Annotated in this window: 19 protein-coding genes and 1 tRNA gene; 8 read left to right on the plus strand and 12 right to left on the minus strand. The window is 60.7% G+C overall.

From position 1 onward, the window contains the following. Positions 1 to 212 precede the first annotated feature (212 nt). Genes EH165_RS12805 through EH165_RS12820 form a run of 4 tightly spaced genes read left to right on the plus strand, consistent with a single transcriptional unit; the run spans position 213 to position 7,864 of the window. Positions 213 to 2,615 carry a type I restriction-modification system subunit M gene (locus EH165_RS12805; RefSeq protein ID WP_124799793.1) on the plus strand — a complete coding sequence of 801 codons (2,403 nt, stop codon included), beginning with the start codon at positions 213 to 215 and terminating at the stop codon, positions 2,613 to 2,615. Continuing rightward, a complete protein-coding gene (locus EH165_RS12810) occupies positions 2,608 to 3,858 on the plus strand; it encodes a restriction endonuclease subunit S (RefSeq protein ID WP_124799794.1) in 1,251 nt (416 codons plus the stop codon). The genes EH165_RS12805 and EH165_RS12810 overlap by 8 nt, the downstream gene beginning before the upstream one ends. Further along, positions 3,855 to 7,139, plus strand: a complete 3,285-nt coding sequence (locus EH165_RS12815) for a type I restriction endonuclease subunit R (protein ID WP_124799795.1) — start codon at positions 3,855 to 3,857, stop codon at positions 7,137 to 7,139. The genes EH165_RS12810 and EH165_RS12815 overlap by 4 nt, the downstream gene beginning before the upstream one ends. Positions 7,140 to 7,174: 35 nt before the next feature. After that, on the plus strand, positions 7,175 to 7,864 hold the full coding sequence (locus EH165_RS12820) for a M48 family metallopeptidase (protein ID WP_124799796.1): 690 nt from the start codon (positions 7,175 to 7,177) through the stop codon (positions 7,862 to 7,864). Between the two features lie 258 nt (positions 7,865 to 8,122). Here EH165_RS12820 and EH165_RS12825 read toward each other — a convergent pair whose 3' ends face one another. The 3 genes from EH165_RS12825 to EH165_RS15495 form a co-directional block, all read right to left on the minus strand. After that, positions 8,123 to 8,560 (minus strand): hypothetical protein, encoded by a 438-nt coding sequence (locus EH165_RS12825; RefSeq protein WP_124799797.1) that lies wholly within the window; start codon positions 8,558 to 8,560, stop codon positions 8,123 to 8,125. After that, entirely contained in the window at positions 8,557 to 9,780 is a 1,224-nt protein-coding gene (locus tag EH165_RS12830) for a hypothetical protein (protein WP_124799798.1), read from the minus strand. The genes EH165_RS12825 and EH165_RS12830 overlap by 4 nt, the downstream gene beginning before the upstream one ends. Before the next feature lie 311 nt (positions 9,781 to 10,091). Next, positions 10,092 to 10,256 carry a hypothetical protein gene (locus tag EH165_RS15495; protein WP_164479225.1) on the minus strand — a complete coding sequence of 55 codons (165 nt, stop codon included), beginning with the start codon at positions 10,254 to 10,256 and terminating at the stop codon, positions 10,092 to 10,094. A gap of 775 nt (positions 10,257 to 11,031) precedes the next feature. On the opposite strand from EH165_RS15495, the gene EH165_RS12835 reads away from it, so the two are divergent. After that, complete coding sequence (locus EH165_RS12835) at positions 11,032 to 11,274, plus strand: hypothetical protein (protein ID WP_124799799.1); 243 nt, start codon at positions 11,032 to 11,034, stop codon at positions 11,272 to 11,274. A gap of 1,402 nt (positions 11,275 to 12,676) precedes the next feature. On the opposite strand, the gene EH165_RS12840 is transcribed toward EH165_RS12835, so the two are convergent. The 7 genes from EH165_RS12840 to EH165_RS12870 all read right to left on the minus strand — a co-directional run bounded on the left by EH165_RS12840 (position 12,677) and on the right by EH165_RS12870 (position 19,156). After that, the gene (locus EH165_RS12840) at positions 12,677 to 13,840 is read right to left on the minus strand and encodes a hypothetical protein (RefSeq protein WP_124799800.1); all 1,164 of its coding nucleotides are present in this window, start codon (positions 13,838 to 13,840) and stop codon (positions 12,677 to 12,679) included. 145 nt (positions 13,841 to 13,985) lie between these two features. After that, positions 13,986 to 15,170 carry a tyrosine-type recombinase/integrase gene (locus EH165_RS12845; RefSeq protein ID WP_164479226.1) on the minus strand — a complete coding sequence of 395 codons (1,185 nt, stop codon included), beginning with the start codon at positions 15,168 to 15,170 and terminating at the stop codon, positions 13,986 to 13,988. Then, a complete protein-coding gene (locus EH165_RS12850; protein ID WP_124799802.1) occupies positions 15,170 to 16,237 on the minus strand; it encodes an AAA family ATPase in 1,068 nt (355 codons plus the stop codon). The genes EH165_RS12845 and EH165_RS12850 overlap by 1 nt, the downstream gene beginning before the upstream one ends. Continuing rightward, positions 16,234 to 16,452 (minus strand): DNA-binding protein, encoded by a 219-nt coding sequence (locus EH165_RS12855; protein ID WP_124799803.1) that lies wholly within the window; start codon positions 16,450 to 16,452, stop codon positions 16,234 to 16,236. Before EH165_RS12855 ends, EH165_RS12850 begins: the two co-directional genes overlap by 4 nt. Before the next feature lie 449 nt (positions 16,453 to 16,901). Beyond that, positions 16,902 to 16,977 (minus strand) — tRNA-Arg (locus EH165_RS12860). A gap of 80 nt (positions 16,978 to 17,057) precedes the next feature. Next, complete coding sequence (locus EH165_RS12865) at positions 17,058 to 17,849, minus strand: DUF1295 domain-containing protein (RefSeq protein WP_124799804.1); 792 nt, start codon at positions 17,847 to 17,849, stop codon at positions 17,058 to 17,060. Continuing rightward, a complete protein-coding gene (locus EH165_RS12870) occupies positions 17,846 to 19,156 on the minus strand; it encodes an SAM-dependent methyltransferase (RefSeq protein WP_124799805.1) in 1,311 nt (436 codons plus the stop codon). Before EH165_RS12870 ends, EH165_RS12865 begins: the two co-directional genes overlap by 4 nt. Positions 19,157 to 19,411: 255 nt before the next feature. Between EH165_RS12870 and EH165_RS12875 the strand changes: the two genes are divergently transcribed. Then, on the plus strand, positions 19,412 to 20,746 hold the full coding sequence (locus tag EH165_RS12875; RefSeq protein ID WP_206425953.1) for an MATE family efflux transporter: 1,335 nt from the start codon (positions 19,412 to 19,414) through the stop codon (positions 20,744 to 20,746). Here the strand turns inward: EH165_RS12875 and EH165_RS12880 are convergent. Together EH165_RS12880 and EH165_RS12885 are read right to left on the minus strand one after the other, a co-directional pair. Then, positions 20,743 to 21,654 carry a pseudouridine synthase gene (locus EH165_RS12880; RefSeq protein WP_124799806.1) on the minus strand — a complete coding sequence of 304 codons (912 nt, stop codon included), beginning with the start codon at positions 21,652 to 21,654 and terminating at the stop codon, positions 20,743 to 20,745. The genes EH165_RS12875 and EH165_RS12880 overlap by 4 nt on opposite strands. A gap of 26 nt (positions 21,655 to 21,680) precedes the next feature. Then, entirely contained in the window at positions 21,681 to 22,556 is an 876-nt protein-coding gene (locus tag EH165_RS12885; RefSeq protein ID WP_124799807.1) for an LLM class flavin-dependent oxidoreductase, read from the minus strand. A gap of 141 nt (positions 22,557 to 22,697) precedes the next feature. On the opposite strand from EH165_RS12885, the gene EH165_RS12890 reads away from it, so the two are divergent. Continuing rightward, positions 22,698 to 23,909, plus strand: a complete 1,212-nt coding sequence (locus EH165_RS12890; RefSeq protein WP_124799808.1) for a CaiB/BaiF CoA transferase family protein — start codon at positions 22,698 to 22,700, stop codon at positions 23,907 to 23,909. Then, the gene (locus tag EH165_RS12895) at positions 23,894 to 25,411 is read left to right on the plus strand and encodes an acetyl-CoA carboxylase carboxyltransferase subunit alpha/beta (RefSeq protein WP_239020573.1); all 1,518 of its coding nucleotides are present in this window, start codon (positions 23,894 to 23,896) and stop codon (positions 25,409 to 25,411) included. Before EH165_RS12890 ends, EH165_RS12895 begins: the two co-directional genes overlap by 16 nt. Positions 25,412 to 25,548: the final 137 nt, after the last annotated feature.

The following is a 25,548-nucleotide window of genomic DNA, read 5'->3' on the forward strand; positions in this document are numbered from 1 at the left end:
TGACCAAACTGCGGGCCGGGCACAGAAAGTTCTTGAGGCCAAGGTCGCTGTGGCCACCACGATCACTTCCTCGCACCATCAGGAGAAATCGGGCGCTCAGGGGACCGTCATCGCTGCGAACGAGCGAGTCGGTGACCCGAGAGGGAACAGACGCCACGCGCGCTGGTAGGCACCGCACACGTGGAAAACCCAGGGACCGTTAAAGTCAGCCCATGGCACGCCTGACTCTTCCGCAACTCGAACGACATCTTTTCTCAGCAGCCGACGTTCTGCGCGGCTCAATGGAGGCTTCTTCCTACAAGGAATACATCTTCGGGATGCTGTTCCTTAAGTACGCATCGGACCAGTTCGAAGTTGAGCGGGGTAAGGTCGTCGCCGATCAGCTCGCGAAGGGCCGCGACCATTCCGAAGCCGAGAAGCGGGCCGAGAACTCTGCTTTTTACAACACCTTCTTCGTTCCAGAACGTGCCCGTTGGCCCTACCTGCGCGACCACGCGCACAAGCACGTCGGCGACGAACTGAACAAAGCCTTGCAGGCACTCGAAGAACGCAACACCGCTCTCGACGGGGTGTTGCAACACATCGACTTCAACCGCAAAGTTGGTCAGGCGTCGATGTCGGACAAGAAACTCCGCGAACTGATCATGCACTTCAACAAGGAACCCTTGCGCCAAGATCGCTTTGAGTTCCCCGATCTACTCGGGGCGGCATACGAGTACTTAATCAGAGACTTCGCCGACTCCGCAGGCAAGAAGGGCGGCGAGTTCTACACTCCGCGTTCCGTCGTGCGCCTGATGGTCCAGATAGCAAATCCCCAGGAAGGCATGAGCGTCTACGACCCGTGCACCGGTTCGGGTGGAATGCTGATCCTGTCCAAGGACTACGTCGAAGAAAACGGCGGCAACAGCCGCAACCTCGCTCTCGCCGGGCAAGAAAAGGACGGTAGCGTCTGGGCCATTTCCAAAATGAACATGCTGCTACACGGCATCCTCGACGCTGACCTGCGCAACAACAACGACGGCACACTAGAAGACCCAGCCCACATCCAGGGCGGCGAGTTAATGCGCTTCGATCGCGTGCTCACCAACCCTCCGTTTTCACTGAACTACAGCAAAGACGGCATTCCGTTCCCCGAACGCTTCCGCTACGGGTATACCCCAGAGTCCGGCAAGAAAGCCGACCTAATGTTCGTCCAGCACATGCTCGCCGTCACCCGCACCGACGGAATGGTCGCCACCGTCATGCCACATGGGGTCCTATTCCGTGGCGGTGAAGAGGGAAGAATCCGCGCCAGCCTACTTGAAGACGACATCATCGAAGCGGTCATCGGCCTCGGCCCATCCCTGTTCTACGGTACTGGAATTCCCGCGTGCATCCTGATCTTGCGTCACAAAGGAGCAAAGCCCGCAGAGCGCCGCGGCAAAGTGCTGTTCATAAATGCCGACCGCGCCTACCGCGAGGGCCGCGCCCAGAACCTTATCGAGCCCGAACACATAGAAAAAATCGTCTCGGCATACCGTGAATTCGACGACATTCCAGCATTCGCCAAAGTCGTCAGCCGCCAGGAACTTGCCCAGAATGACGACAACCTCAACATCCGACGCTACGTAGACACCACCCCGGCGCCGGAGCAACAGGATGTGCGCGCGCATCTGCACGGCGGTATCCCCAAGTCTGAGGTGGACGCCAAGTCGGAGCTGTTCACCAATCACGGTCTGAACATTGACGACCTTCTGGTCGAGCGTGACGCCGACTACCTGCAATTCATGTCCACGATCACCATAAAACGCGACCTCAAGGAAATGATCGAAACCAACACCGGGATTGTGGACGCCGAAGCTGCCATCACACAGGCGATCAAATGCTGGTGGACGGCCGAGCAAGGTCGATTTACAGAGCTCCAGACCACGGCTGACTTGATCGACCTACGAAAGCAGTTGGTAGGTACGTTCCAGTCAGCACTGGCACCGATCGGCATGCTTGACCGGTTCGTAGTGAGTGGCATCATCGCCACCTGGTGGGGTAAGAATCAACCTGATCTCAAGACCCTCGCCACCATCGGATTCAAAGGCCTGATCGACGCATGGGTCAGTACAGTCCTCGATGCCCTAGACGAAGAGAAGTCAAAGGTTGATCCCCTCGACCATAAAGTTGCGCGCGCTATGCTGCCTGAGTACCTCGACGGCTTGGCAGCTCTCAACATCGATGTTGCGGAACTCGAATCGACGATTAAGGCCGCGACTGCCAAAACCGACGACGAAGACGCTGACGAGGTTGATGAGCAACTGTCACCCGCGGAGGTCACGAAGCTCAAGAAGCAACTGACGACAGCCAGAAAAAATCTCAAGTCCGAGACGGCGGCGTTTGCAGACAAACTCAATGCCTCAGGCCAAACGCTCGACGACTCCGCTGCGCAGACACTCGTCCTCGACCTCTTCCGAACCGAACTGCTCAACGTCGCAGACCAACGAGTGACCCGACACCGTCAAGTCATTGTCGACGCGTTCGAAACCTGGTGGAACAAATACCGGGTGACCCTAGCTAGCCTCGAACACGAACGTGACACGGCGGCCCAGAAGCTCGCAGGATTTTTGAAGGAGCTGGGGTATGAGTAATTCGCAAGTCACTGGGTGGTCGACTCACCCGCTCAGTGAATTAATCGATCGAAAGTTCACTGGTCCGAGTCCGACATGTGAGGAACGTCAAATTGCAGCGGCTGAAGAGTGGGGCCTCCTCAAAACGACCGCAGTAACTTGGTCTGGTTGGAATGAAAACGCGCACAAAGTGCCTCCACGGCTGTACTGGGGAAAGGAAGCGCTCGAGGTTCATCAAGGTGACGTCCTGATAACCAAAGCTGGGCCACGCCATCGTGTCGGCGTCGTGGTACTCGTCGCGGCTACGCGTCCGCACCTGATGGTCTCGGGCAAGATGGTCGGCCTCAGGCCAAAGACAGCAATGGTTGTGCCGAAAGTGCTGGCAGGGCTTCTATCAACCGATGCTGCCCAGGACTACTTAAATAGCCGAACAACGGGAATGGCCGAGTCGCAGACCAACTTCGCAGACGAGGCGCTCCTTCGAATTGAAGTCGATGTTCCTCCACTATCCGAGCAGCGCCGGATCGCCAAGATTCTGGACACTCTGGACGATCAGATCCACGCCACCAGGCAGATCATCGCCAAACTAGAACTGATCAGGCGCGGCATGCTTGACAGAATGTTTCTTCAGTCAACTGACGAACGTCCGGAACATGACCTGAGTGAATTTCTCGTCAAAATTGACGCCGGCTGGAGCCCGGAGTGCTACGAGCGGGCGCCCGCTGCCGGGGCTTGGGGCGTTCTGAAGGTGAGTGCGGTTTCGACAGGAAAATACAGACAGGAAGAATCTAAGACTCTTCCACCCGGATTGCCTGCACGCCCGGCCCTGGAAGTCAAAGATGGCGATGTCTTATGTGTTCGGGCTAATGGCGTCGGCGACCTCGTAGGCCGAGTTGCGTTTGTAGAATCGACGCGCAGCGGATTAATGTTATCGGACAAAACGCTGAGACTCGTTCCAAAATCAAGTGTTAACGGATTCTATTTGTCTCTTCTACTGTCAAGTCCTCCGCTACGCCGTCAGATCGAGTCACTTATGGGCGGAAGCAGTTCGCAAAAGAATATCTCTCAAGCGCAGATAAGACGGCTTAGCGTTGCAATTCCAGAATTGTCCGAACAGAACAGAGCAGCTTCGATGGTCAAGGCCGTCGATTCTCGACTGAACGCTGAAATTGAGGCCGCGCGAAAGCAAGAACAATCAAAGCTTGGTCTAATGTCCGACCTATTGACTGGTCGAGTTCGCGTGCCACTGGAGACTGCCTTGTGAGCCTTGGGCCGGAATACATCGAATCCGAGAAGCCACTGCTCGATCAGTTGGTAGGTCTTGGTTGGTCGCATGTCGAAGGCTCGAAGTCGGATCCAGCCGTCACTGGTCGCGAAACGTTTCGTGCACCGTTGATCGAGGCGCGCCTACGCGAGATGCTGCGCCAAAACAACCCCGGTCCCGATGGTCAGCCTTGGCTTGATGACTCACGGCTGTCCGAGGCTGGCTCCGCGCTGACTCGCACGGAGACCGGAAAGCTGGTCGAAATCAATGAGCGCCTGACCCAGCGCCTCCTTGAAGGCGTGACAATTGCGGGACTTACGGAGTGGGATCAAGGTCGCAGCCAACGAATCAAGTTCATCGATTTCGATCATCCGGAGCGCAACCACTTCTTGGCGGTCAGTCAGTTCCGTGTCGATGAACCTGGCGGTCAATCCAAGAAGTTTGTGGTGCCCGATGTGGTGTTGTTCGTCAACGGCATCCCACTGGTCGTGATCGAGTGCAAAAGTCCTTACGTCACTGATCCAATGGCCGAGGGCATCAACCAGTTGCGGCGCTACGCAAATCAGCGCGATCTTGGCGCACCGGAGGGTTGTGAGCAGCTATTTTGGACGAACCAGTTCATCGTCTCGACATACGGAGACAAGGCTCGCGTCGGCACGTTTACCTCTGGGCCTGAGCACTTCCTGGAATGGAAAAACGCCGCACCGCTGAGCCGCGACCAGTTGGCCGATCACTTGGGCAAACCTGCCGCCGATCTCACAGGGCAAGAGCTGCTCGTTGCTGGGATGCTTACTCCCGCAAACCTTCTGGATATCATTCGGCACTACACGCTGTTTCAGGAGGCAGATGGGCGACGCATAAAGATCGTCGCCCGCTATCAGCAGTACCGCGCCGTCCTCAAAGCCGTTAACCGCCTCCGCACCGGGGAGACCCGCAAAATCGACGGCGAGCACGACCGCCGCGGTGGATTGGTGTGGCATACCCAAGGCTCAGGCAAATCCTTGACGATGGTGTTCTTGATGCGTGCGATGCGCTCTGACCCGGTCCTGCGGTCTTTCAAGGTCGTCATTATCACTGATCGGACCGACCTTGAGAAGCAACTGGCTGCGACCGCCATTATGTCCGGCGAGACTGTTCAGCGTGCTCGGAAGTCCGCCAATCTCCGAACGATGTTGGCTGAACACGGCCCGGCACTTGTATTCGCCATGATTCACAAGTACCGCGACCCGGACACTCAGAGTTCGAAGGATCAGGGCCTCTACGGTGACGAAAATGTCGAGTCGTTCGGCGTGCTGAATACCGATGAGTCGATTCTCATCATGGTCGATGAGGCTCACCGGTCGCAGACGTCGACCCTGCACGCGAACCTGATGGCTGCCATGCCGAATGCCGCCAAGATCGGGTTTACGGGTACACCGATCATGCGCGAGGGGAAAAAGCGCACCGAGTCGATCTTCGGCGAGTTCATAGATAGGTACACGATCCGGCAGGCCGAGGAAGATGGCGCTGTTGTGCCGATCTTTTACGAGGGAAGAACAGCCAAGGGCGCGGTGGCCGGCGGTAGCGACCTAGATGAGCTCTTCGAAGACATGTTCGCTGAACACACCGACGCCGAGATCGAGAAGCTGAAAACCCGCTACGCCACAGCCGGGTCGGTGCTCGAAGCACCCAACTTGATTGCGGCTAAGGCGAAATCAATGTTGTGGCATTACGTTTCGACCGTGATGCCGAATGGCTTCAAAGCGCAAGTCACAGCAGCAAGCCGGCTCGCGACCATTCGCTACCGCGGAGCGTTGATGATCGCCCGCGATGAGTTGGTGGCTCAGATCGAGGCTCTCCCCGCTCATCTGCGTGCCGATTACGACGGTGATGCAGTCGATATCGACAGCCTGGACCGCAAGACGCAGGTGCTAGTGCGTGCGACTCCCCAGATCGAGTTACTCAAGGCGTTGGAATTCGTCCCCGTAATTTCGGGCAGCCACAATGATAATCCGACCTGGGCGCAGTGGACCGACAAGTCGCGTCAGGACGCCTCGATCGAACACTTCAAAAAGAAGCTCGGGCAGTTGAGCGATAAGACCAGCCCGGTGGCCTTCCTGATCGTGCGCACCATGCTGCTGACCGGCTTCGACGCGCCAATCGAGCAAGTGCTCTACCTGGACCGATCGATCCAAGACGCTGAACTGTTGCAGGCCATCGCTCGCGTCAACCGGACCGCCACCGGTAAAAGTGCTGGACTACTGGTCGACTACTACGGGGTCGGTGCGCACCTGCAAAAGGCGTTAAAGGCCTATGCACCCGAAGATGCCGAAGATGCGATCGGCGCGCTGGCTTCGATTAAGGACGAGTTGCCAAAACTGCAAGATCAGCATGCACGAGTGCTTGCGGTCTTTGCCCAGGCTGGCATCGATAGCTTCGACACTGCCCAAGATGTCGAGGCCTGCGTGCAGGTGCTGGAGGATGAGGCTCTCCGCGCCCGCTTCGGAGTGCTCCTGAAACAGTTCCTGTCCACCATGGACACCGTCATGCCGCGCCCGGAGGCGCTGCCGTTCGTGCGCGACGCCAAACGTCTGGGGATCGTCTCGCTGGCTGCAAAGCGCCGCTACCGCGACGACGGGCTCGGCGACTTCGACAGTTCTCTGTACGGTGAAAAGGTCCGCAAACTGATCGACGAGCATGTAACCGCCCTCGATATCGCCACCAAGATTCCGCCGGTGTCGATCACCGACCCGGACTTCTTAGCCAAAGTTCAGGGTCTGACTTCTGATAAGGCCAAGGCGTCGGAGATGGAACATGCGCTTCGCTTCCATATACGCAAGAACTTTGACGAAGATCCGGCTCGCTACACCAAGTTGTCCGAACGGCTCGTCGAGATCCTGAGGTCTCTGACGGACAAGTGGGATCAGCTCGCGTTGGCATTAACCGAATTGCTCTCTGACGCTCAGGGGGACGACATGGGCAGCGCTGTACACAACGATCCGTTGGTGATGCGTTTTTATGGTCTGCTGGAGGCTGAGTTGGCAACCGGTGCAACGCTGCCCGAGGAGGTTCGTCTAGATATCGTGCACTTAGCGCAAGAGATTGTGATCGAAGTCGAGGCGCAGGCCAACATAGTGCGGTTTTGGCAGAACCCGCAGAAGCAAGATTTTCTGCGTAGGCAACTGATCCACGCCCTTGACGACCGCGACCTGTTCCCGTTCGACGAGCAGGCTCCGTTAGCCGATAAGTTGATGGAACTTGCCAAAGCAAACCAGTTATTAATCGCTTCGAGGGGGAAGTGACGAGCGTGGTCGAGAGGACGCTTCGACTCGATGGGATGACGATCCCCGTCGAAACCGATGGCACCAGCCGAAAGGCAAAGCTGACCATCGACCGCGACGGGAGCCTGCAACTCAAGGCTGCACCCGACGTCGAACAGGCTGAGCTCGAACACTTTTTGACGTCCAAGCGGGAATGGATTTACCGCAAGCTGGCCGAAAAGGAATCCCTTCGCTACGAGCCGGTCACGAAGGAGTTTGTTGATGGTGAAGGCTTTCTGTACCTTGGGCGCAGCCACCAGCTTCGAATCGTCGACACCGGCGACCATCGGGTGCGGCTGCAACGTGGGAAGCTAAACCTCCCCAAGGCCATTTCCGAAACGGGATACGAGCATGTCATCGCCTGGTACCGGATGGCAGGGCTGACCTGGATAAGGCCCCGAGCCGCAGACTGGGCCAAGCGATTATGCGTCGATCCTCACATGATCGAAGTGGCAGACCTAGGCAACAAGTGGGGTTCTACTCTGCCCGACGGTCGGGTACGCATTCATTGGGCGACCATGCAGCTGCGCCCTAGGCTGGTCGAGTACGTGCTCGCGCACGAGCTGGCTCATCTCCGCGAAGCACACCACGGCCCCGCATTTTGGCAGCTTCTCAACAGAGCAATGCCCGACTGCGAACAACGCAAAGCAGAGCTCGCAAACACCGGAGCCGCCCTGTGGCACGGTGTTACGGGTAATTACGTGTAGCCTAAGCGCGCTCGTTTCTCTGCACTGCGCAAACGGCGTGTGTCTTTCGGGTTCGACTTCGGAGTTACCCTGGTCGGGCAGCTGATACCGCTTTGAAGCTTGGCTTAGAAATGAGCCAGAATGTCAGATTAGAGAATCGCAATTTGCGCGTATGAAGTGGGCCGAGGTACTGCCTACGGCAGGGCTACTTCGGTGCATCCGTTTGTGGCTCCGGCCGAATAATCAGATCGAGATCTGCACCCCAGCGTGGAAGGTAGTCTAATCACTTTCAGAGGGAATCTTCCAGCGGTCGATCGCGTGATTGTACAGCTTTGCGCGCAACTTTCTCTCGTCGAATTTTTCAAGGTGCCTGAAGTCCACGTAACAGTGCCCGGGTGATTGCCCTTCGCGACACTGGCTGTCGTCGACCGAGCGGGTATCCAGGGCTTTTACTTCAGCCACAGAAACGGCGAACACGACCTCTGACTTTGAATTGGCATTTTCGTTGTGCCATGCGCGACTCTCAGACGGGCTAGCCAAGGAAGATCTTGCGTACGAGGGCTTTCCCTTATCTGCACTTGAAGGTCCAAACGCATGCGAAAGTGGTCGGCGAACATTTGGATCCCAGTTGTGGGTGGGAATTTGCCTGTACAACAATTCAGCGTCATCTTCGAGGTCGAATTCGCATCCGTCCAGATTTTGAAACGAGGCGGTCATCGGAGGGCTTCCCGTAGTTGCGATTTAATCTCGGTGAGATCTTGTGTGTAGAGGTCCGTGGCATCTCCAGTCTCCAGACCCATGTTGAACAGATACAGAGCAGCTTCGGAATTAATTTCTAGCGTCAGTAGCCGTTTCGAGGTGGGCCATTCGACCACGACCCCACCATCTTCGCATGGATAGATACCGGGCTGCGGTAACAAATCTGAGACTGACCTCATGGCCTCGCGAGCAGCATCGATAGCGACAAATGATATAACAGAGCTCTTCTCGAAGTCGGGATGCCAGTTCGGCGATAGGTAGGCAAGTTCGCGGATGCGACCAGACCATGGCTCTGCCTCGATTTGGAGTAATTCTAACGAATCGACTTGCAGTATGCGATACAGCTGGCCATCTCTCCAACTCATCCGCCCGGTCACACGAACCACCGGAGCCTGGGCGCGAGATTCAAGCACAGCTTTTAGGTCTGCAGTCAATTCGGCCTCGGAATAGTTTCCGTGGACATTTCCGTAGTGCAGGGTTTCAATATCGAAACTTTTCTTGTCGGCATTCATTGCGAAAAGCCGACCAGCAACGGTAGAGATAAATTTTTCGTTCTCTACGGGCACAACTGGTGGATTTAAAAGCGCCCCTGGTGGACCTACAGCCTCCATTACGATCTGCGCAAACGGCCGAAATGTGGTCGAGGCGGTGTCGGTGGTGATTTCGAGGTACTCATGCTCCTCTCCGCGAGCCTGCAGTTGCAGTGTCTCGTCGGGTCGAAGGCTGGTTCCAAAGTCCAGGAACGCAGCCAATGAAGAAAGCGCGTTCCAGGAAGATAGATCGTTGGATAATTCGAGTTCGTGCGCGATTTCTTCGAAGGCACTATCGACCCGTTCCGGTGAGTCGAAGTCAACCCGTGCAAGCTTTGAGAGGTCGGCCTCAAGATTGTCGCGCCCACGGTCGTAATATCGATCGTACTGAGACGCTGGCCTATCAAGAAGCGGGATCGCACTGCCGTCCGCAACGCCAGAAATCGCCAGGTCGAAATCCGTCTCGAATTCGGGTGGAAGGGGCTCTTCGTAGCCCTCTGCAAGCCAGGCTCGCTTTGCCGACTCCAGAAGCATCGTTCGGTAACGCTGTATTTCTATCAGGGCGTCTATTGGAAGTCGTGCCTTGTTAAATCGGGCGCCACTGAGCTTTAAACGAGCAAAGTGCGCCCCACCATCTCCGTCGGCCATCAGATGAACCTACAGCATTAGCCCTGGGCCGGAGGCGCGCACCGCACCCACCGCGGGGTATTCTGAATCAGCAGGCCGCCGCCGCAGGTCAGGTGTTGACCTGGGACATCACCAAACTGGCCGAGCCGGTCAAAAGCCAGTATTTCGACGCCTGCGTGATGGTCGACATTTACTCCCGCAGGATCGTCGGAGCCCAAGTGCGACCAGCGAATTCACGGCACCGTGATGATCAGCAAGCTGGTCGGGGCATTCCACGCTGACTTACAGACCCCCTAATCCCATTCCCGGCGAGGGGTCTCCAACGACAACACCTACAGCGAGGCGTGGTTCAAGACCTTGAAGTACACACCTTTCTTTCCCGACGTGGTCAACTCCCTGAGTGCCGCTCGCACCTTCACGGCGGCTTCGTCGATGACTAAAACCACCTCCACACCTGCATCGGACTTCACACACCCACCGCCGTCCACTACAGCCACGCCGAAACCACCAAAAACTGGCTCATCGGCACGCTCACAACGGCCCTAGCGCAGCACCCCACCCGATTCACCAAGCCGACCGTGATCCCCAAGGTCCTCGCCATTCCCGAAGCTGCTTGGATCTCGCAACCGCAAAACCAAGACAACAAAACGTTCGCCGCCTGGCAAACTACTTTTGACTTCCCATTTCGGCAAATTCCGACCTCTCAGCAGCGAGCAAGCTTCTGAACTGCGGAATCACCTTTCAAGTTTCCAGGAAATGTCGACCTGCGCCACCAACACTCCCCACTCCCCCTTAACGCCCTGACCAGCGGAACCATCTGACCTGCTGCGTCTCAAGCTCTTAACCTGCGGAGTCGCGATACTTCTCGACTGCGGCTCGACAACCTCTCCTAGCGGTTTCCTCTGAGCCAAAAGGATCAGTAGGGCACTGCCTTCCTCGTTTCTCCTGTTCCAAATGGAACACCTGACGTGCCGTTTCCCTCTCCCATTTGGGACAGTAGGGAGCTACCTTCGCTGGCTCTACTGTGGCAAACGCCACGGTACATTTCAGTGAAAGCCCGCCGCCCTCAACGCTTGAGCTGCGGTCTCACCTGTGTCAGCTGACACAGCTGCCCTGTAGGACCGCATCAGAGCAAAGCTGGACCTGCGGTTTCTCTTGCTGCGTTTGTAAAAGTAGAAACCACCAGGAAAAGCTGAACAGCTCTAGATGAGCTTTCTTTACAGGTAGATCCAAGGGGTCTCTTGTGAGGTTGGAAACAGGCACACAGCCAATTTGTCGCCGATCGTTTCGGTCCGCACGGACCGCCCAGTCTTGGACGCAGTGAATGCCTGGGCGGCCCGCACTTACCAAAGTTGCGGGTTGTATCTTCGGGCAGCGATCACCGAAGAACTACCGAAGCTGCCGGAGCGGTTCTGGGCGCATGACGCAACCGACCACCGCGACGAAGACACCGAGAAGTTCAACCAAATCATGGTTGGCCTCCTCAAAAAACTCGACACCAACAAAGACCAGTAGCGACTTCCGCCAGAGATCCCACGAGGCTCGTCCGCACCAAGTGAACGATCGGGAATCACCGCGACGTGTTCATGGTCGGCCCGCTAGCCAAGTCCCATCCGTCCGCCCAGCGGCCAACTCAGACCGTCACCGCCGACATCCTGGCACATCGACTTCGACGCCGCCCCCGCCGCTAGCGCCGCAGCACCTAGCGCTGGCCACATCAACCACTCGACGCAAGCGCGTGCGCCGCTGCGTCTCGTCCCGCAACGCACCCCCGAAAAACCACCGCCTCACATCTACACACCTCTGGCATCTCGCATTTGGCGGGTGGAGGCAGCCTCGTTGACGAGACAGTCCCGCGACAACAAGTCAGCCCCAGCAAGCCGACCGGCTGTGGTGGTCGGTGTATTTCCATTCTGCGGTTCGGGGCCTATACCCAAGGGCGCGCCTGGACATCTCCCCCGGTTGCGGCACGACAAGGATGATCGAAATTTTCGTTGGAACAGCAGCCGCCAATCGGCCGGTCTTCATTCGAGCTTGGACCAAAAGATGGGACCCCGGTACGCGAAGCCGACGAGATGCCAGAGGTCTGTAGATACATGAGCTGTGTTCGAGTCGGCGAGCGAGGCGTTGGGAGCGACGCTCTGGGGCGCTAATTGGACCTGGGGAGCGTTCTGGGTCGGCTTCACGCGAGGAAGCGCATGGCTTGGGCGGAAGGGAATTTGGTGTGCTAGCGGTGTGAGTGCGTTGAGCCGGGCCGTGCGGTTTGAGCAGTCGACCTTGTAGGAGCAAATGAAGCCGTTGTGGATCACGTTGCAATTGCGATCCCCAAGTGCTCGCCAGCCGTTCTTTCGCGACACCTCCTGCTCCGGGCACACAGACTCAAAGGTGAGGTATTCGCAGAATGCCTGAAGTTTCCTGCACTCGGGTGCCAATTCAGGCGAATCGGCATCATTGGATGCAGTTTTCTGCAACCCGGCGCGAGCTGGTGTTTAAGGATGACTACCCTCTCCCGTTTTCATGGTTGCTGTTTGCTGCAACGCCGCGCCAGCTGTACGGATCGGAACGCCGTCATCGTCCAACTGAGCCAGAGACACAGGCTCGACGGCGTAATCAGTCGGTTGCTGACCCCACCCAGCCACGCACCGAACACCGTCAACCATCCGGTCTGTTTCAGCTCAGTCAGAGCCGACGTCACCGTTCGTTTAGACCGCCCTGGTTCGACCGCTAACGAATCGCCGGTAAGCCCGTCTTGCATGGGATCTGAACTACCCCACAGGTGCCCTGCCAGGATCACCTACATCTTGAATGCCGTCATCGACAGATACGTCGCCGCCGCCAATTCTTTCGGTACCTGGGGGCGCGGATGCGTACGCATTCCGCGCCCCCAGGTACACACGGACTCCGGTGCAGACGCTCACTAGTGTCCGGTTATCTGCTCAGCGTTCATGATTACACCGCCCCTCGTGAGCAACATGGCCCCAGCCACGCTCGCCCGCATCGCCGTGATCTCCGTGACAGCCGCCGAGGCGGCAGCATCCAATTCTGCAAGACTCACCTTGGCCGTAGTGGGAAAGGCCATGCCTGAAGCCGCGATCGCACCCATCAAGCGCCGAATGGATCGCACTTCTTGCGCCGCTGGGCCGATACCGCTAATCCCGTCGACCAGTGCCGTCCGCACTCGCACTATTTTCGCCAGAACCTCAGCCAGTTGTTCGGTCTCTACCTCGGCGTCTTCCGGATTCACTGCGGAACACAGAAGGCCGTCTACAAATTCATCAGCCTCTACGTCACGCTCCGACTCCACATCGGGTGAGTCAGCGGTACTGGAGAACCCTTGCCCGTTGGAAAAGATTGTGTCGTGGCCCAGCGCAGGCGGCACATACGGAGGGTTCCGCGGTAACGGCGGCATTGGAGGCCCAGGGGGAACACGCTTCCGCTCTCCAGTCAAATACTTCTGCCACTCGCTGCACCCATCCCCGCCCATGCAATCCTCATTGCGCTCCCCGCAAACCTCACACATCGGCACCTTCGGCGTCGGCCTCGTGTAGTCCTTCCCATCCACGCCAGCGACTTTGTCACGTCGTTCAACCCCCTGAACGGCAGATTCACCTGAGTCATTTGACTCAGCTGAACTGATATCCCTCACGACCGTGCGCTGCCCGACGCCGAGGGCGGCTCCGATTGCGCGGGTGGACAGCCCCGCATCGCTGAGGCTCGCGACTAGGGCGGGTCGTTGTTCGCGAGAGAATGCGAGCATGGGGCGGTTCCCGAAGAACTTGTCCGCCCATGCATCCCAGGTCCCCAGCCCCAGGGCGATCCAGATACGACCAGTGAAGCCCTCAATCACCAGGGCCTGTACGTGGTCCATGCCGGCCTGGACGCGACAGGTGTGCTGAATCGCTTCCGCATAACTGAACGATGTGCCATCCATCCTGCCTACGAATGCGGCGGCATCTTCGACTGCGGCGGCGTCTTCGCTGCTGGCCGTGATGGTTCGGGTGCTGCCGTCCGGGTATTCCAGTTGCGCCGCGACCCGAAGGATCGGATCCCCTGGAGCGTTGGAGAAGGGCTGCATTGTCATGATGCGATCACCTGTTCTGTTGCAGAGGAAATGTCCAAAAAATATCGACTTTCGCCAGTAGTTGGAAGCTGCGCACACCAACCCTTCTGCGAAGTGGACCGCTTGCCTGCAGGAGTACCCAGTGCTGGAAACATTCCTAAAGCGCTCATGCTGCACCCCCTACCGGGCGGACGAGCTCGTTGAGCAAGTTCGCCAGATCCGGGGCAACGTTCGAGCGGTGGACGTAGTGCCGAGTGGTGGTCGTCGTGGTGGAGTGGCCCAGTTGCGCGGCCGCAGCCTTGGTCGAGCTCTGGCTGTCGATCAGGCTTGCCACCGTCTTGCGGAAAGTTCGGTATGTTGCCCATTCCAGGCCCGCGGCCGTACGTACCTTTCGCCACTGTTTCTGGGCGTTCACCGGATCCATAATCGTCCCGTCGGAGGACGGGAACACAAGATCGAACGGATTACTAAGCGACTCCTCCGCTCGGCGTCGTTCCAGCATCTCAAAGACGAAAGCAGGAAGAGACACAGTCCGCACCGACCCTGGAGTTTTCGGATGCTCCTGAATCACCAACCCCTCCTTACCTTTTCGCACCACGGTTCCCCGAATCGTCAAAGTTGCCGGCGTTACGCCGAGGTCAATATCCATCCACCGGACTGCCAGAACCTCACCTATTCTCGCGCCGGTGCCGAGCAACACGTCCACCAGATCGATGGCGCTGAACGACTTCGGTCTTCCGACTTTTCCTGGCTCGTTTGCGCCCAGCTCTCGAGCAGCCAACCGCACAGCGGCAATCTCATCAAGAGTCAAGATCCGATTCACCGCAGCAGGTTTCGGTGTCGGTCGGCTAATATCCCGCATCGGGTTCGTAGTTAGTGCGCCGTGCCGGACCGCCAACCCCAACATGCCGGACAGCACGGTCCGGCAGTGGTGCCGCGTTTGGCTGCCCTGCTCCGTTGCGTCTTTTACGAACCGATCGATGCGAGAAACCGTGCACTCACGCATTCGCAAACCACCGATTCCCGGCAGGATGTATCTGCGCACCACATCGTTGTAGCGCTGAATGGTGTTGTGCGCCTTGCCTTCCTGGAGTATTTCCTCCATCCACACTTCAGACAGTCGCGTCACTGTCATGTCTGCAGAAATATCGGTACCGGCTGGAGTCTCGCGAGACACCAGCCGCATTCGTAACTCTCGTTCTGCCTTGCTGGCCGATTCCGCCCACACAGAGATATCCCGAGTGGAGCCGTCGGCGTCGCGATACCGAGTGCGAGCGCGCCACTTGTTGGCATCGATGCGAGTGCGGCTGATAACGCCCCAGGTCCCGATGGGCAGCGCTGGCCGCGCCATCACAGTGCCTCGTGCACAGTAGAAGGCAAAACTGCTCCGGTAGGTTTCGATGTATCTATCCAAGACCAGACCCATTGTTGTTGAACCTTTCTGGACTCAATTTTTAGGGTGAGTCGTGCACGTCGCAGGGTGGCTTCGCCGATTCCTTCTGCTGCTGCCTCCTTGATAATGGGTGCGGCATCAAATGGTCCTGCTTGTCCGCCGAGGTAACTACGTAACCACTTTGTGGCGGTCACTTCGCGACTGTCGAAGATGCTTGGGTTAACGATGTCGTCCGCAGATCTGTTGTCCGTCCCTAGCCATTCAACCGAAGCCACCCCGCTCGGATGCGCAACCAGGTTGTACTTCAAGGTGACCGCTTTTTTGCTGTAGCTGGACTTAGTGACCGAGAGCAGACGCGTCTCCGGAGTGGCCGGATCTAGGACCACCTGCAAACCCGCACGGGCCGCTCCGATAATCCCGACCGACCCACCACCGCGGTGAAGCGCCGAGGAACCGATCGTCTTCGTCGGGTGCCGGAGCAAGAGCATTGCCGCCCCAGTATCAGCTGCCACTCTGGTCAAACCCCGCATCACCAAGCGCACCGACTGATCCTTATGCGCGTCGATCGCGTCGCTGAGGTAAGCCATGAGGACGTCGACCACCACCAGTCGCGCACCGACGTAGGTGATGCGGTGCCGCAGATCATCAAGGTCCGTCGGGAACTGAACGCTCCGACCACCGCCGCCGCCTGCGGGGCTGTCGGTCCACATGTGGACATTGTCCAGATTCGCTCGAGCCGCGATAAGCCGCGGCACGACCGTGTCCGCCAGGTCGTCTTCTGCGGTAAGGATCAGAGAAGCACCCAACGGGGCCGTCCCACCGTCGGGCCAAGAGCCGCCTACGGACAGACGTGCACAAATTTCCAAAGCCAAGGTTGACTTGCCGGTTCCCGGATCGCCATCAAGCATCGTGAGCTTGCCCGCGGGCAGTCGGCCAGGCCACAGCCACGTGACGTTGGTGGGCTGAACATCCCTCGCAGCAATAACGTCGTTCAGCGGCAGCCGAGCAATTTCGGGCCGCGTCATCGCACGCCACCCTGCGACTGGGTCTGCAGCCAAGCCGAAACCACGGCCCAGTCGTACTTGACGTGTCGGCCGAGCTTCAAATAGCCGGGCCCCACGCCGCGCCAGCGCCACTGCGCCAAAGTCGCGACTGGAATTCCGATCTTTGCGGACACTTCCATCGGCGTTGCCAGCGAGGTGGGCAACTGCTGCGCGCTCTCGTTCCATGCGTTTGTCATCCGTCGTCAATCCGTTCTCTTGACCGAACGTGCGGTCAAGTACGTATGAGCGGCACCAAGCGGTACCGAAAACGTATGGAGCGAAGAGTTGGTGAGTTAACTCCTGACGAGATTCCAGAGCATCTTGCTCAAGTTGATGATGAGAACCTGGATGCCCGGATCGCTGCACGCGCTCCGAATAATTTCCATAGTCCCGCACACACTGAATTGTTGAATTCTTGAAGTCATCGCAGGCCAGGGGCGGTGAGCAAGAATTCAAGGCTTCAAATCCTTGATTCTTCGGCCTGCAAGCCGATTTGAGAGGCCGACGTCGGGCTCCGGCGAGGAATCTTGCGCTTGGGCGCCCAGCGTTTTGAGGGTTTCCGGGGAGTAAACGGGGAGTAAAGCGATCCAGGTTCAAAATAGCGAGCACGTAATCCTCCTGTCTTTGCAGATCAGGTACCGTGCGTTGGTGCCCCCGGCAGGATTCGAACCTGCGACCAGAGCGTTAGGAGTGCCCTACTCTATCCCCTGAGCTACGGAGGCGGGATAACGGTTCCAGCGTAGTCGGACGGCTCGGTTTCCGGAAAATCACTGTTGCCGGAAAATCACGGCGCCCCCAAGCTTCACTTCTTCCTCGGTGGCAGCGGCAGGAAACCGGAAGTCGTCTCGACGTACTCGGCGTATCCCGGTTTGGAACTCGACATCCGCTTCTCGGTCAATGCCTTTCCGGTCTTCGCGACGATCAGGTACGTCATCGCTGCCGGCCAGAGGATGGTCAGCCACCCAATCCAGCTCCAGGAGACCATCAGGAAGATCCCCCACCACAGCGTCGCGTCACCAAAGTAGTTGGGGTGCCTGGTGTATCGCCACAGACCCCGATTCATCACTTGGCCCTTGTTGGCTGGGTCAGACTTGAACTTCGCGAGCTGCGCATCGCCGATCGCCTCGAACCCGATGCCCACCAACCACACTGCAACGCCGACCCACAGACCCCAACCCGCGGGGCCCGGCAACACCATGGCGAGCTGCACCGGCAGCGACACGAACCACATGGCGAGCCCCTGCGGTACTTGCACTTTCCTGATGACGCCGGTCGGGCCGACGTCCTTCAACATGTCGATGTAGCGACCGTCTTCCGGCAGCCCGTGGTTGCGCAGCAGAATGTATCCGCCCAAGCGCAAACCCCAGATGGTCACCGCAGCAACCACTATCCACCGGACCAACGTGTCGCCGTGTCCCGCCGACACAGCGAACGCGACCCACGCGATGACGACGAAACCCGGCCCCCACATCGCGTCGATCACCGAATACTTCTTGGTGATGGTGCCGATCGTGAACGCGGTAGCCATCACGACCACCACCGCCAGCAGGGTGAATCCCAGTACGGCAAAAAGCGTCGCTACAGGAAGCGTCATAGTGCCCATGCCTTCTCGGTCGGCTCCATCGCGGAGACCCCATTTACCAATGGCTTTTGGCAGAGCATCTGGTCCACGCCCATCCGGTTCTCCTCGAACGCGAGGGCGCTGCCCACCAGGTACAGCCGCCAGACCCGGGTGCCCACCTCGCCGAGCATCTCGTCCACTTCCGGCAACCGGGCCTCGAACCGTTCCAGCCAGGCCCTAATCGTCCACGTGTAATGCTCCCGCAGCGCCTGCACGTCGCGTACCTCGAGGCCGGAATTGTTGAGCAGGTTGACCGTCATTCCCAGCGGCTTCATGTGCATGTCCGGCGCAATGAACTTCTCGATAAACGCGCCACCGCCGGGGGCGTTTTCGCCGCGAGACATCTGCTGTACCAGGGCGCGTCCGCCGGGCCGCAGCATGTCGAACAGGATCGACGCGAATGCCGGATACTCGGCGTCGCCGACATGCTCGCCCATCTCGATCGTCGAAACGGCATCGAAGGTTCCAGGCTCGAACATGCGAGCGCCTGAAGAGCTATCGACCGAGAGCTCTCGGTAATCCGCCAGCCGCACTGTTACCTGGCCTTCGACCCCCTCGTCGATGATCCGCTGCGAGACGAAGTCGAACTGCTGCCGCGACAGCGTCACCCCGGTCGACTGGGTGCCAAAGTGCTTGGCCGCGTGGATGATCAGCGACCCCCACCCGCACCCGATGTCCAAGTGCTTGCTCCCTTTGGCGAGCCCGAGCTTGCGACACACCAGGTCCAGCTTGGCCCTCTGGGCGACGACGAGGTCGGTGCCCGGACCGTCGACGTAATAACCGCAGGAATATGCCATCGACTCGTCGAGCAGTAGAGAATAGAACGCGTTCGAGAGGTCGTAGTGGTGGGCAATCGCGGCCCGGTCGCGGTCCCGAGAATGTTGTTCGCCCGAAAGCTGCGCCGCCTGCTCGGGTTTCGGCGGTCGCCGCCCGATGATGCCCAACCGCACCGCGGACCCCGCCAACCCGACCGCTTGTTTGACACCCAGCTTTGGCTTGCTCATCTCGCCCGCACGCACCGCCGCCCACATGGTCGACAGCCCCTCGCCGAGTTCACCGTCCAGGTCGATGTCGCCGCTGATGTAGGCCTCGGCCAAGCCCATCTCGTTGGGGCTCCACATCAACCGGCGCAGCCCTCGACGCGACCGGAATATCACCGTGGTCGCCTCGGCGGGCCCGGCAACGCTGCCGTCCCATGCCTGGATCCGCAGGGGGGCGTCGGCGCCCATCACCCGGCCTGCCACGTCGAGCAGTCGCTGAGCTGTTGTCGCCTTAGCCATCAATTCTCCCAGTGCTATTTTCCCAGTGCAGTACGTGGGGTGTTTGCTGAGCAATTCGAATCACTCGGCCAAACGGTTTGCGATCCGACGAGAATCGAGCTTCCCACGCGATCGGCGCTCGAGCCCCACTGCCGTCGTCATTGCACGCCAAGTCCACCCGAAAGCGAGACCGTACGATTCCCCCATGAGCCTCACCGCCCCGGCAGCCACCGCCAGCCCGGAGCGCTCCCCCGGATCACCCAGAGGCATCCCGCCGTGCCCGCAACGAGCGGTCGGGCACCAGTGAAGGACCTGGACCACTCCCCGAAGCGAATCTTCAGCCTGGCCGGCTCCGCCTTCATCGTCTTGGTAGCCGAGCCCATCTTCCTGCTGGTCGACACCGCGGTCGTTGGCCACCTCGGACGGGTGCCATTGGCCGCACTCGGCGCCGCAGGAGCGTTGATGACGCTGCTCGCGATCCTCGGAACCACCCTGCAATACGGCACCACCGGCCGAGCGGCGCGCTACTTCGGCGCCGGCCGCCGCGACGCCGCCGTCGTCGAAGGCGTCCAAGCCTCCTGGCTCGCAGTGATATTCGGGCTCATTGCCCTCGGTGTCGGCCAAGTTATCGCCGGCCCGGCCACTCGGTTGATAGCGGGCGGCCCCGGCGAGGTTGCCGACGCCGCCGAATCCTGGCTCCGTATCGCGATGTTCGGGCTGCCAGGGATATTGCTGATCGCCGCGGCGAACGGCTGGCTCCGCGGTGTTCAGGACACCCGCACACCGGTGCGAATAGTGGTGCTAGCCAACATCATTTCGGCCATCGCCTGCCCCATCCTGGTCTACCCCGTGGGGCTTGGGCTCGAGGGGTCGGCGATCGCCAACGTGATCGCGCAGACTTTCGGCGCCGCTGTGTGCCTGCGCGCCCAGCGGCGGGAGCAGGTACCGGCCAAGCCCGACTGGCCGATTATGAAGAAGCAGCTCGTCGTCAGCCGGGATCTAGTGCTGCGGGCCGCGGCTTTTCAAGGTTCGTACCTGACCGCAGCGGCGGTCGCTGGCCGGATGGGCGCCGCCCAACTCGGCGCGCACCAGGTGGGCCTGCAGCTCTGGAACTTCGTCGCCCTGCTGCTCGACGCCTTTGCCATTGCCGCGCAAGCACTGGTGGGGGCCGCCTTGGGCCGCGGCAACCTGCTGGCCGCCCGCGAAACAGCTCTACGAGTGACGAAGTACGGAGCCATCGCCGGGCTCGTCATCGGCGTCGTCTTTGCCGCGGGCTGGTACGTGATCCCGCAAATCTTCACCGCTGACTCCGCCGTCCAGAATCAGGCTCACGCCCTCTGGCCCTGGCTGGTCGCGATGATGCCGATCGGCGGAATCCTGTTCGCCCTCGACGGGGTCCTGCTCGGCGCCGGCGACAACGCTTACGTGCGAACGGTCACGCTGCTGTCTGCGCTGTTCGGCTACATCCCGCTCGCCGTGGCGGCGGCGGTATTCGACTGGGGCATCGGCGGGGTGTGGGCCGGGCTCGGGTTCTTTATCGCCATCCGGTTCATCGCGATGACGTTTCGCGTCAAGGGCGATCGGTGGCTGGTGGCTGGCGAAAGCCGTTAGCTCGGATCCGGCCATTCCTGGAGCTGGCGCGGGCTTTCGAAGTGATGCGCCACCCCGGTGATGGGGTCGGTGAACGCGATGGTTTTCGCCAGTAGTTGCAGGGGTTTCGAATAATCCTGCGACGGCACGTCGTATAGGTCGGGGTAGAAGTGATCGTGCATGATGGGCAAGCCGATCGAGCTCATGTGCAGCCGAAGCTGATGCGTCTTACCGGTTTTCGGGCTCAGCCGGTATTTGCCGATCTCGCCGCGAACATCCACCAGTTCCACCAGCGACTCGGCATTGGGCTCCAGGCCGTCGATCTCGCGTGCCTTGGGGGTGCCGCGCTCCTTGATGATGTGGCTGCGAACCGTCATCGGCAGTTCCAATGACGGGTCCACCCGGGCGATCGCCTCGTACCCCTTGTGCACCTCGCGGCGGGCAAACATGGTCTGATAAGCCCCGCGATGTTCCTGGCGCACCACGAAAACCAGCAACCCGGCCGTCACCCGGTCAAGCCGGTGGGCCGGGCTCAGCTCCGGCAGGTCCAGCAGCACCCGCAGCCGGACCACCGCAGACTCCGTGATGTAGAGGCCGCGCGGCGTGCTGGCCAAAAAGTGCGGTTTATCGATCACCAGCAGGTTCTCGTCGCGGTGCACGATCTCGATCTCGAACGGCACCCGGTTCTCCGGGCGCGGATCGCGATACAGATAAATGAAAGCCCGCGGTGTGTAGGCGGTTTCAGAGGTGACAGGGCTGCCGTCCAGTTCCACCACCTCGCCTGCGGCCACCTTTTCGGCCAGCCGGACGGCGTCATCCGGGAAGCGCTGCAACAGGTATTCGACCACGGTGGCCCACTCGCCGTCTTCCGGCAGCCGGATTCTGGTGGGGTTGAGCCCGTCGCGGACGGGGAGCGGGGCTGCGGGCACGGGGAAAACGGTACCGCAAGCCCCCGTTACAACAGCGGCTTCACCTTCTCAGCTGCGAAGGTGACAAAGCCTTCCTGGTCCGGCTCGTCCAGCGTTGGTTGCAGCACCACGCAGTCGGCGCCCGCGTCGATCCAGCGCTGGACGCCCGCAGCGACCTCGTGGGCATCGCCCGCGACGCGGTTGTCCTGGTCCGGGTCGTAATTCCATAGCCCCACCTCACGTTCGACGCGCAGGTGCGCCTCGTTCCCTGTGGCGCAGATCAGGTACACGGTGATGACGTGCTCATCCGTCCGCCCGGCGATGGCCCGCCCGGCGTCGATCAAAAGCTTCGCCTCCCGCACCTGGTCTGGAGTGGTACCGCTGGTCAGCACCGTGCCGTCGGAGCATTCGCCGCTCAGCTGCAGGGTTTTCGGCCCGCCCGCCGCGGCGTGGACCGCCATGGGCGCGGCCGGCGGCCAGTCCAGCGCGACATCAGCCAAGCTCACATACCTACCGTGGAAGTCGACGCGCTCTCCCGCAAGCAACGCCCGAGTGACGGTGAGATGCTCCCGCAGCAGCGTCAGCGGCGAGCCGACCTTCGCTCCCACCTGCGCCATCCAGTCCTGCACGCCGTGTCCGATTCCGGGGATCAGCCTGCGCGGGAAGAGCCGCTCGATCGTGGCCAATTCCATCGCGGTCAGCGCCGCGTTACGGAAAGGCACTGGCAACACGCCGATCCCGACCTTGAGGGTCTCGGACCACGCCAATGCTGTTGCGGCAGTGGCGATCCCGCTTTCCAGGAAGCAGTCCTCCCACAACCACAGCTGATCCAGGCCAGCGGCCTGCGCGGTGTGCACGACCGACTTGAGCCGCTCCGGCGGCAGTTGGGGACGGAACAACGCACCGATTTCTACCGTAGTCATGCCATCAGAGTCTGCCAGCTCGCTATCGGTGGAAGCCCTCACCCCTAGCCCGCCTCGGCAGGCCGCCGTGTCAGACTTGGGACCTGCCCGTTAGCAGGGCCCCTCGCACCACATATCACCGTAGATAGAGATGAGCCCGTCATGAGTGCACCCTCCACGCCCCCTGTCACCGAAGGCGCCGGGCCACTGGCGGGAATCGTCGTCATCGACCTCTCCCGCGCCCTCGCCGGACCGCACGCGGGCATGATGCTCGGCGACCTCGGCGCCCGCGTCATCAAGGTCGAATCCCCCGGCACCGGGGACGACACCCGCGGCTGGGGGCCACCTTTCATCACCCCGGAAGGCGCCGACCGGCAGAGCACCTACTTCCTGTCCTGTAACCGCAACAAAGAATCCATCGCGCTGGACCTCAAGTCCGACCGAGGCCGCGAAGTCCTCACCGCTCTGCTGGCAAAAGCTGATGTGTTGATCGAAAACTTTCGCCCCGGCGTGCTGGGGCGCCTCGGGTTCGGCAGCGACAAGCTGGCCCAGCTCAACCCCACCTTGGTGACGTTGTCGATCTCCGGTTTCGGGCATGACGGTCCCGAAGGGGGCCGCGCCGGCTACGACCAGATCGCCCAGGGCGAAGCCGGTCTCATGTCGTTGACCGGATCTGCGCCGGACGACCCGCAGCGGGTCGGCGTCCCCATCGGCGACCTGCTGTCCGGGATCTACGGTGTGGTCGGTATTCTCGCCGCACTCATCGAACGCGCCACCACCACACGCGGCCAGTTGGTGCGGACGTCGCTGCTGGCTTCGATCGTGGGGGTGCACGCGTTCCAGGGCACCCGGTGGACCGTCGCCGGCGATCTGCCGCAGGCGCAAGGCAACCACCACCCGTCCATCGTTCCGTACGGCCTGTTCCGCTGCCAGGGCGGCAGTGTCCAGATTGCCGTGGGTAGCGAAGGATTGTGGAAGAACTTCTGCGCCGAATTCGGCCTCGACGCAGGCGCCGCCGGTTTCGCCACCAACCCGGAGCGGGTCGCCAACCGCGCCGCGGTGATTGACCTCGTCGAGTCGGCCTTCGCCGATACCGAAGCCGAACCGCTGCTGACCAGGCTCGCCGGCGCAGGCATCCCCGCTGGCAAAGTCCGCACCCTGCAGGAAGTGTACGAGTGGGATCAGACCAAATCCCAGCATCTGTTGGTTGACGTTGACCACCCGACCCTCGGAACCGTCACCATTCCCGGATCACCGTTACGTTTCTTCGACACCACCCCGGAGTCGGAAACCGAGACCACCAAACGGACCCATGACGCGCCGCCGCTGCTCGACGAGGATGCGCGAACCATTCTGGATTGGCTGAGCTTGTGACTAAGCCCGGCCGGACCAGCGCCTTGGAACTGATTGACATCGTGCTTGATCAGGGCACTTACCGCAGCTGGGATGTAGCCCCGGTCGAGGTCGCAATGTCGCCGGAGTACGCGGCGTCGATGGTGGCCGCCAGGGCGAAATCGGGCTTGGACGAGGCCGTCATCAGCGGCGAGGGCTTACTTCGGGGCCGCCGCGTCGCCGTCACCGCTTGCGAGTTCAGCTTTCTCGGCGGATCCATCGGCGTCGCGGCAGCCGAACGGCTTGTGCTGGCCATCGAAAAGGCCACCGCCCAGGGGCTTCCGCTGCTGGCCTCCCCTGTCTCGGGCGGCACCCGAATGCAAGAGGGCACCACCGCCTTCCTACAGATGGTCAAGATCTCCGCAGCAATCGCGGCCCATAAGAGCGCCGGGTTGCCGTATCTCGTCTACTTGCGCTCCCCCACCACCGGCGGGGTGCTCGCCTCCTGGGGGTCACTCGGCCACCTTACGGTCGCGGAGCCGGGTGCCCTCGTTGGCTTCCTCGGGCCGCGAGTGTACGAAGCCCTCTACAACACGCCCTTCCCCGAAGGGGTGCAGACGGCCGAAAACCTCTACGCACACGGCCTTCTCGACGCCGTCCTACCCCCGAGCGGCCTCGCGGGCATTGCCGACCGCGTCCTCAACGTCCTGCTGGCCCCCCGCTACCGCACCGAACCGCCGCACCCCGCCGAGCCCGCTTGCGCAGAAGATGACATCTCCGCGTGGGATTCGATCGTCCGCTCCCGCCGCCGCGACCGACCCGGCGTCCGCCGGTTGCTGCGCAGCGCCGCCACGGACGTGGTGCCGCTCAACGGAACCGGCACCGGCGAGGTGGACCCGGGAATCCTGTTGGCGCTAGCCAGGTTTGACGGCGCCCCCTGCATCATCCTCGGCCAAGACCGGCTCGGCCAGACCTCCGAGGCGCCCATGGGACCCGCCGCGCTGCGTGAGGCGCGCCGCGGAATGCACCTGGCCGCGGAGCTGCAGCTGCCCCTCGTCACCGTCATCGACACCCCCGGCGCGGCCCTCTCGAAGGAAGCCGAGGAAGGCGGCCTCGCCGGCGAAATCGCCCGCTGCCTCGCCGAACTTGTCACCCTCGACGCCCCCACCGTCTCCATCCTGCTCGGCCAAGGCACCGGTGGCGGCGCGCTGGCCCTGGTTCCCGCCGACCGCGTCATCGCGGCGCGGCACAGCTGGCTCTCGCCGCTACCGCCGGAGGGCGCCAGCGCCATCGTGCACCGCGACACCGCGCACGCACCGCAGATGGCCGAAGAGCAGGGCGTGCGCTCGGCAGATCTTTTCGCCGCCGGCATCATCGACCGGGTCGTCCCCGAAATGCCCGACGCCGCAGACGAACCCGCCGAGTTCTGCCGGCGCCTCGGACACGTACTCGCCGACGAGCTCTACGTCCTCATGACGATCCCGACCGCGGAACGAACGAGGCAACGTCATCAGCGCTACCGGCGCCTGGGGCTGCCCAGCTAAGCCTGTCGGCAGGCTACTGTTCGACGGGCACGAAGCGTTGACAACTGAAGTTCACCTGACGCACAACCAATTGCCATCCTGACGCGTCACTGTGTGAGAGGTGCCCGCAGTTGCTGGCCGCCCGCACGGGCCGTCGG

This window comes from Nakamurella antarctica, from assembly GCF_003860405.1.
In the GTDB taxonomy this organism is placed as follows: domain Bacteria; phylum Actinomycetota; class Actinomycetes; order Mycobacteriales; family Nakamurellaceae; genus Nakamurella; species Nakamurella antarctica.

Excerpts from the sequence above, each read along its gene's own strand:
- EH165_RS12885 (WP_124799807.1), bottom strand. The coding sequence starts at position 22,556 with ATGACTACGGTAGAAATCGGTGCGTTGTTCCGTCCCCAACTGCCGCCG.
- EH165_RS12825 (WP_124799797.1), bottom strand. The coding sequence starts at position 8,560 with ATGACCGCCTCGTTTCAAAATCTGGACGGATGCGAATTCGACCTCGAA.
- EH165_RS12805 (WP_124799793.1), top strand. The coding sequence starts at position 213 with ATGGCACGCCTGACTCTTCCGCAACTCGAACGACATCTTTTCTCAGCA.
- EH165_RS12855 (WP_124799803.1), bottom strand. The coding sequence starts at position 16,452 with ATGACAAACGCATGGAACGAGAGCGCGCAGCAGTTGCCCACCTCGCTG.
- EH165_RS12845 (WP_164479226.1), bottom strand. The coding sequence starts at position 15,170 with ATGGCGCGGCCAGCGCTGCCCATCGGGACCTGGGGCGTTATCAGCCGC.
- EH165_RS12840 (WP_124799800.1), bottom strand. The coding sequence starts at position 13,840 with ATGACAATGCAGCCCTTCTCCAACGCTCCAGGGGATCCGATCCTTCGG.
- EH165_RS12865 (WP_124799804.1), bottom strand. The coding sequence starts at position 17,849 with ATGACGCTTCCTGTAGCGACGCTTTTTGCCGTACTGGGATTCACCCTG.
- EH165_RS12890 (WP_124799808.1), top strand. The coding sequence starts at position 22,698 with ATGAGTGCACCCTCCACGCCCCCTGTCACCGAAGGCGCCGGGCCACTG.
- EH165_RS12810 (WP_124799794.1), top strand. The coding sequence starts at position 2,608 with ATGAGTAATTCGCAAGTCACTGGGTGGTCGACTCACCCGCTCAGTGAA.
- EH165_RS12850 (WP_124799802.1), bottom strand. The coding sequence starts at position 16,237 with ATGACGCGGCCCGAAATTGCTCGGCTGCCGCTGAACGACGTTATTGCT.
- EH165_RS12830 (WP_124799798.1), bottom strand. The coding sequence starts at position 9,780 with ATGGCCGACGGAGATGGTGGGGCGCACTTTGCTCGTTTAAAGCTCAGT.
- EH165_RS12820 (WP_124799796.1), top strand. The coding sequence starts at position 7,175 with ATGACGATCCCCGTCGAAACCGATGGCACCAGCCGAAAGGCAAAGCTG.
- EH165_RS12870 (WP_124799805.1), bottom strand. The coding sequence starts at position 19,156 with ATGGCTAAGGCGACAACAGCTCAGCGACTGCTCGACGTGGCAGGCCGG.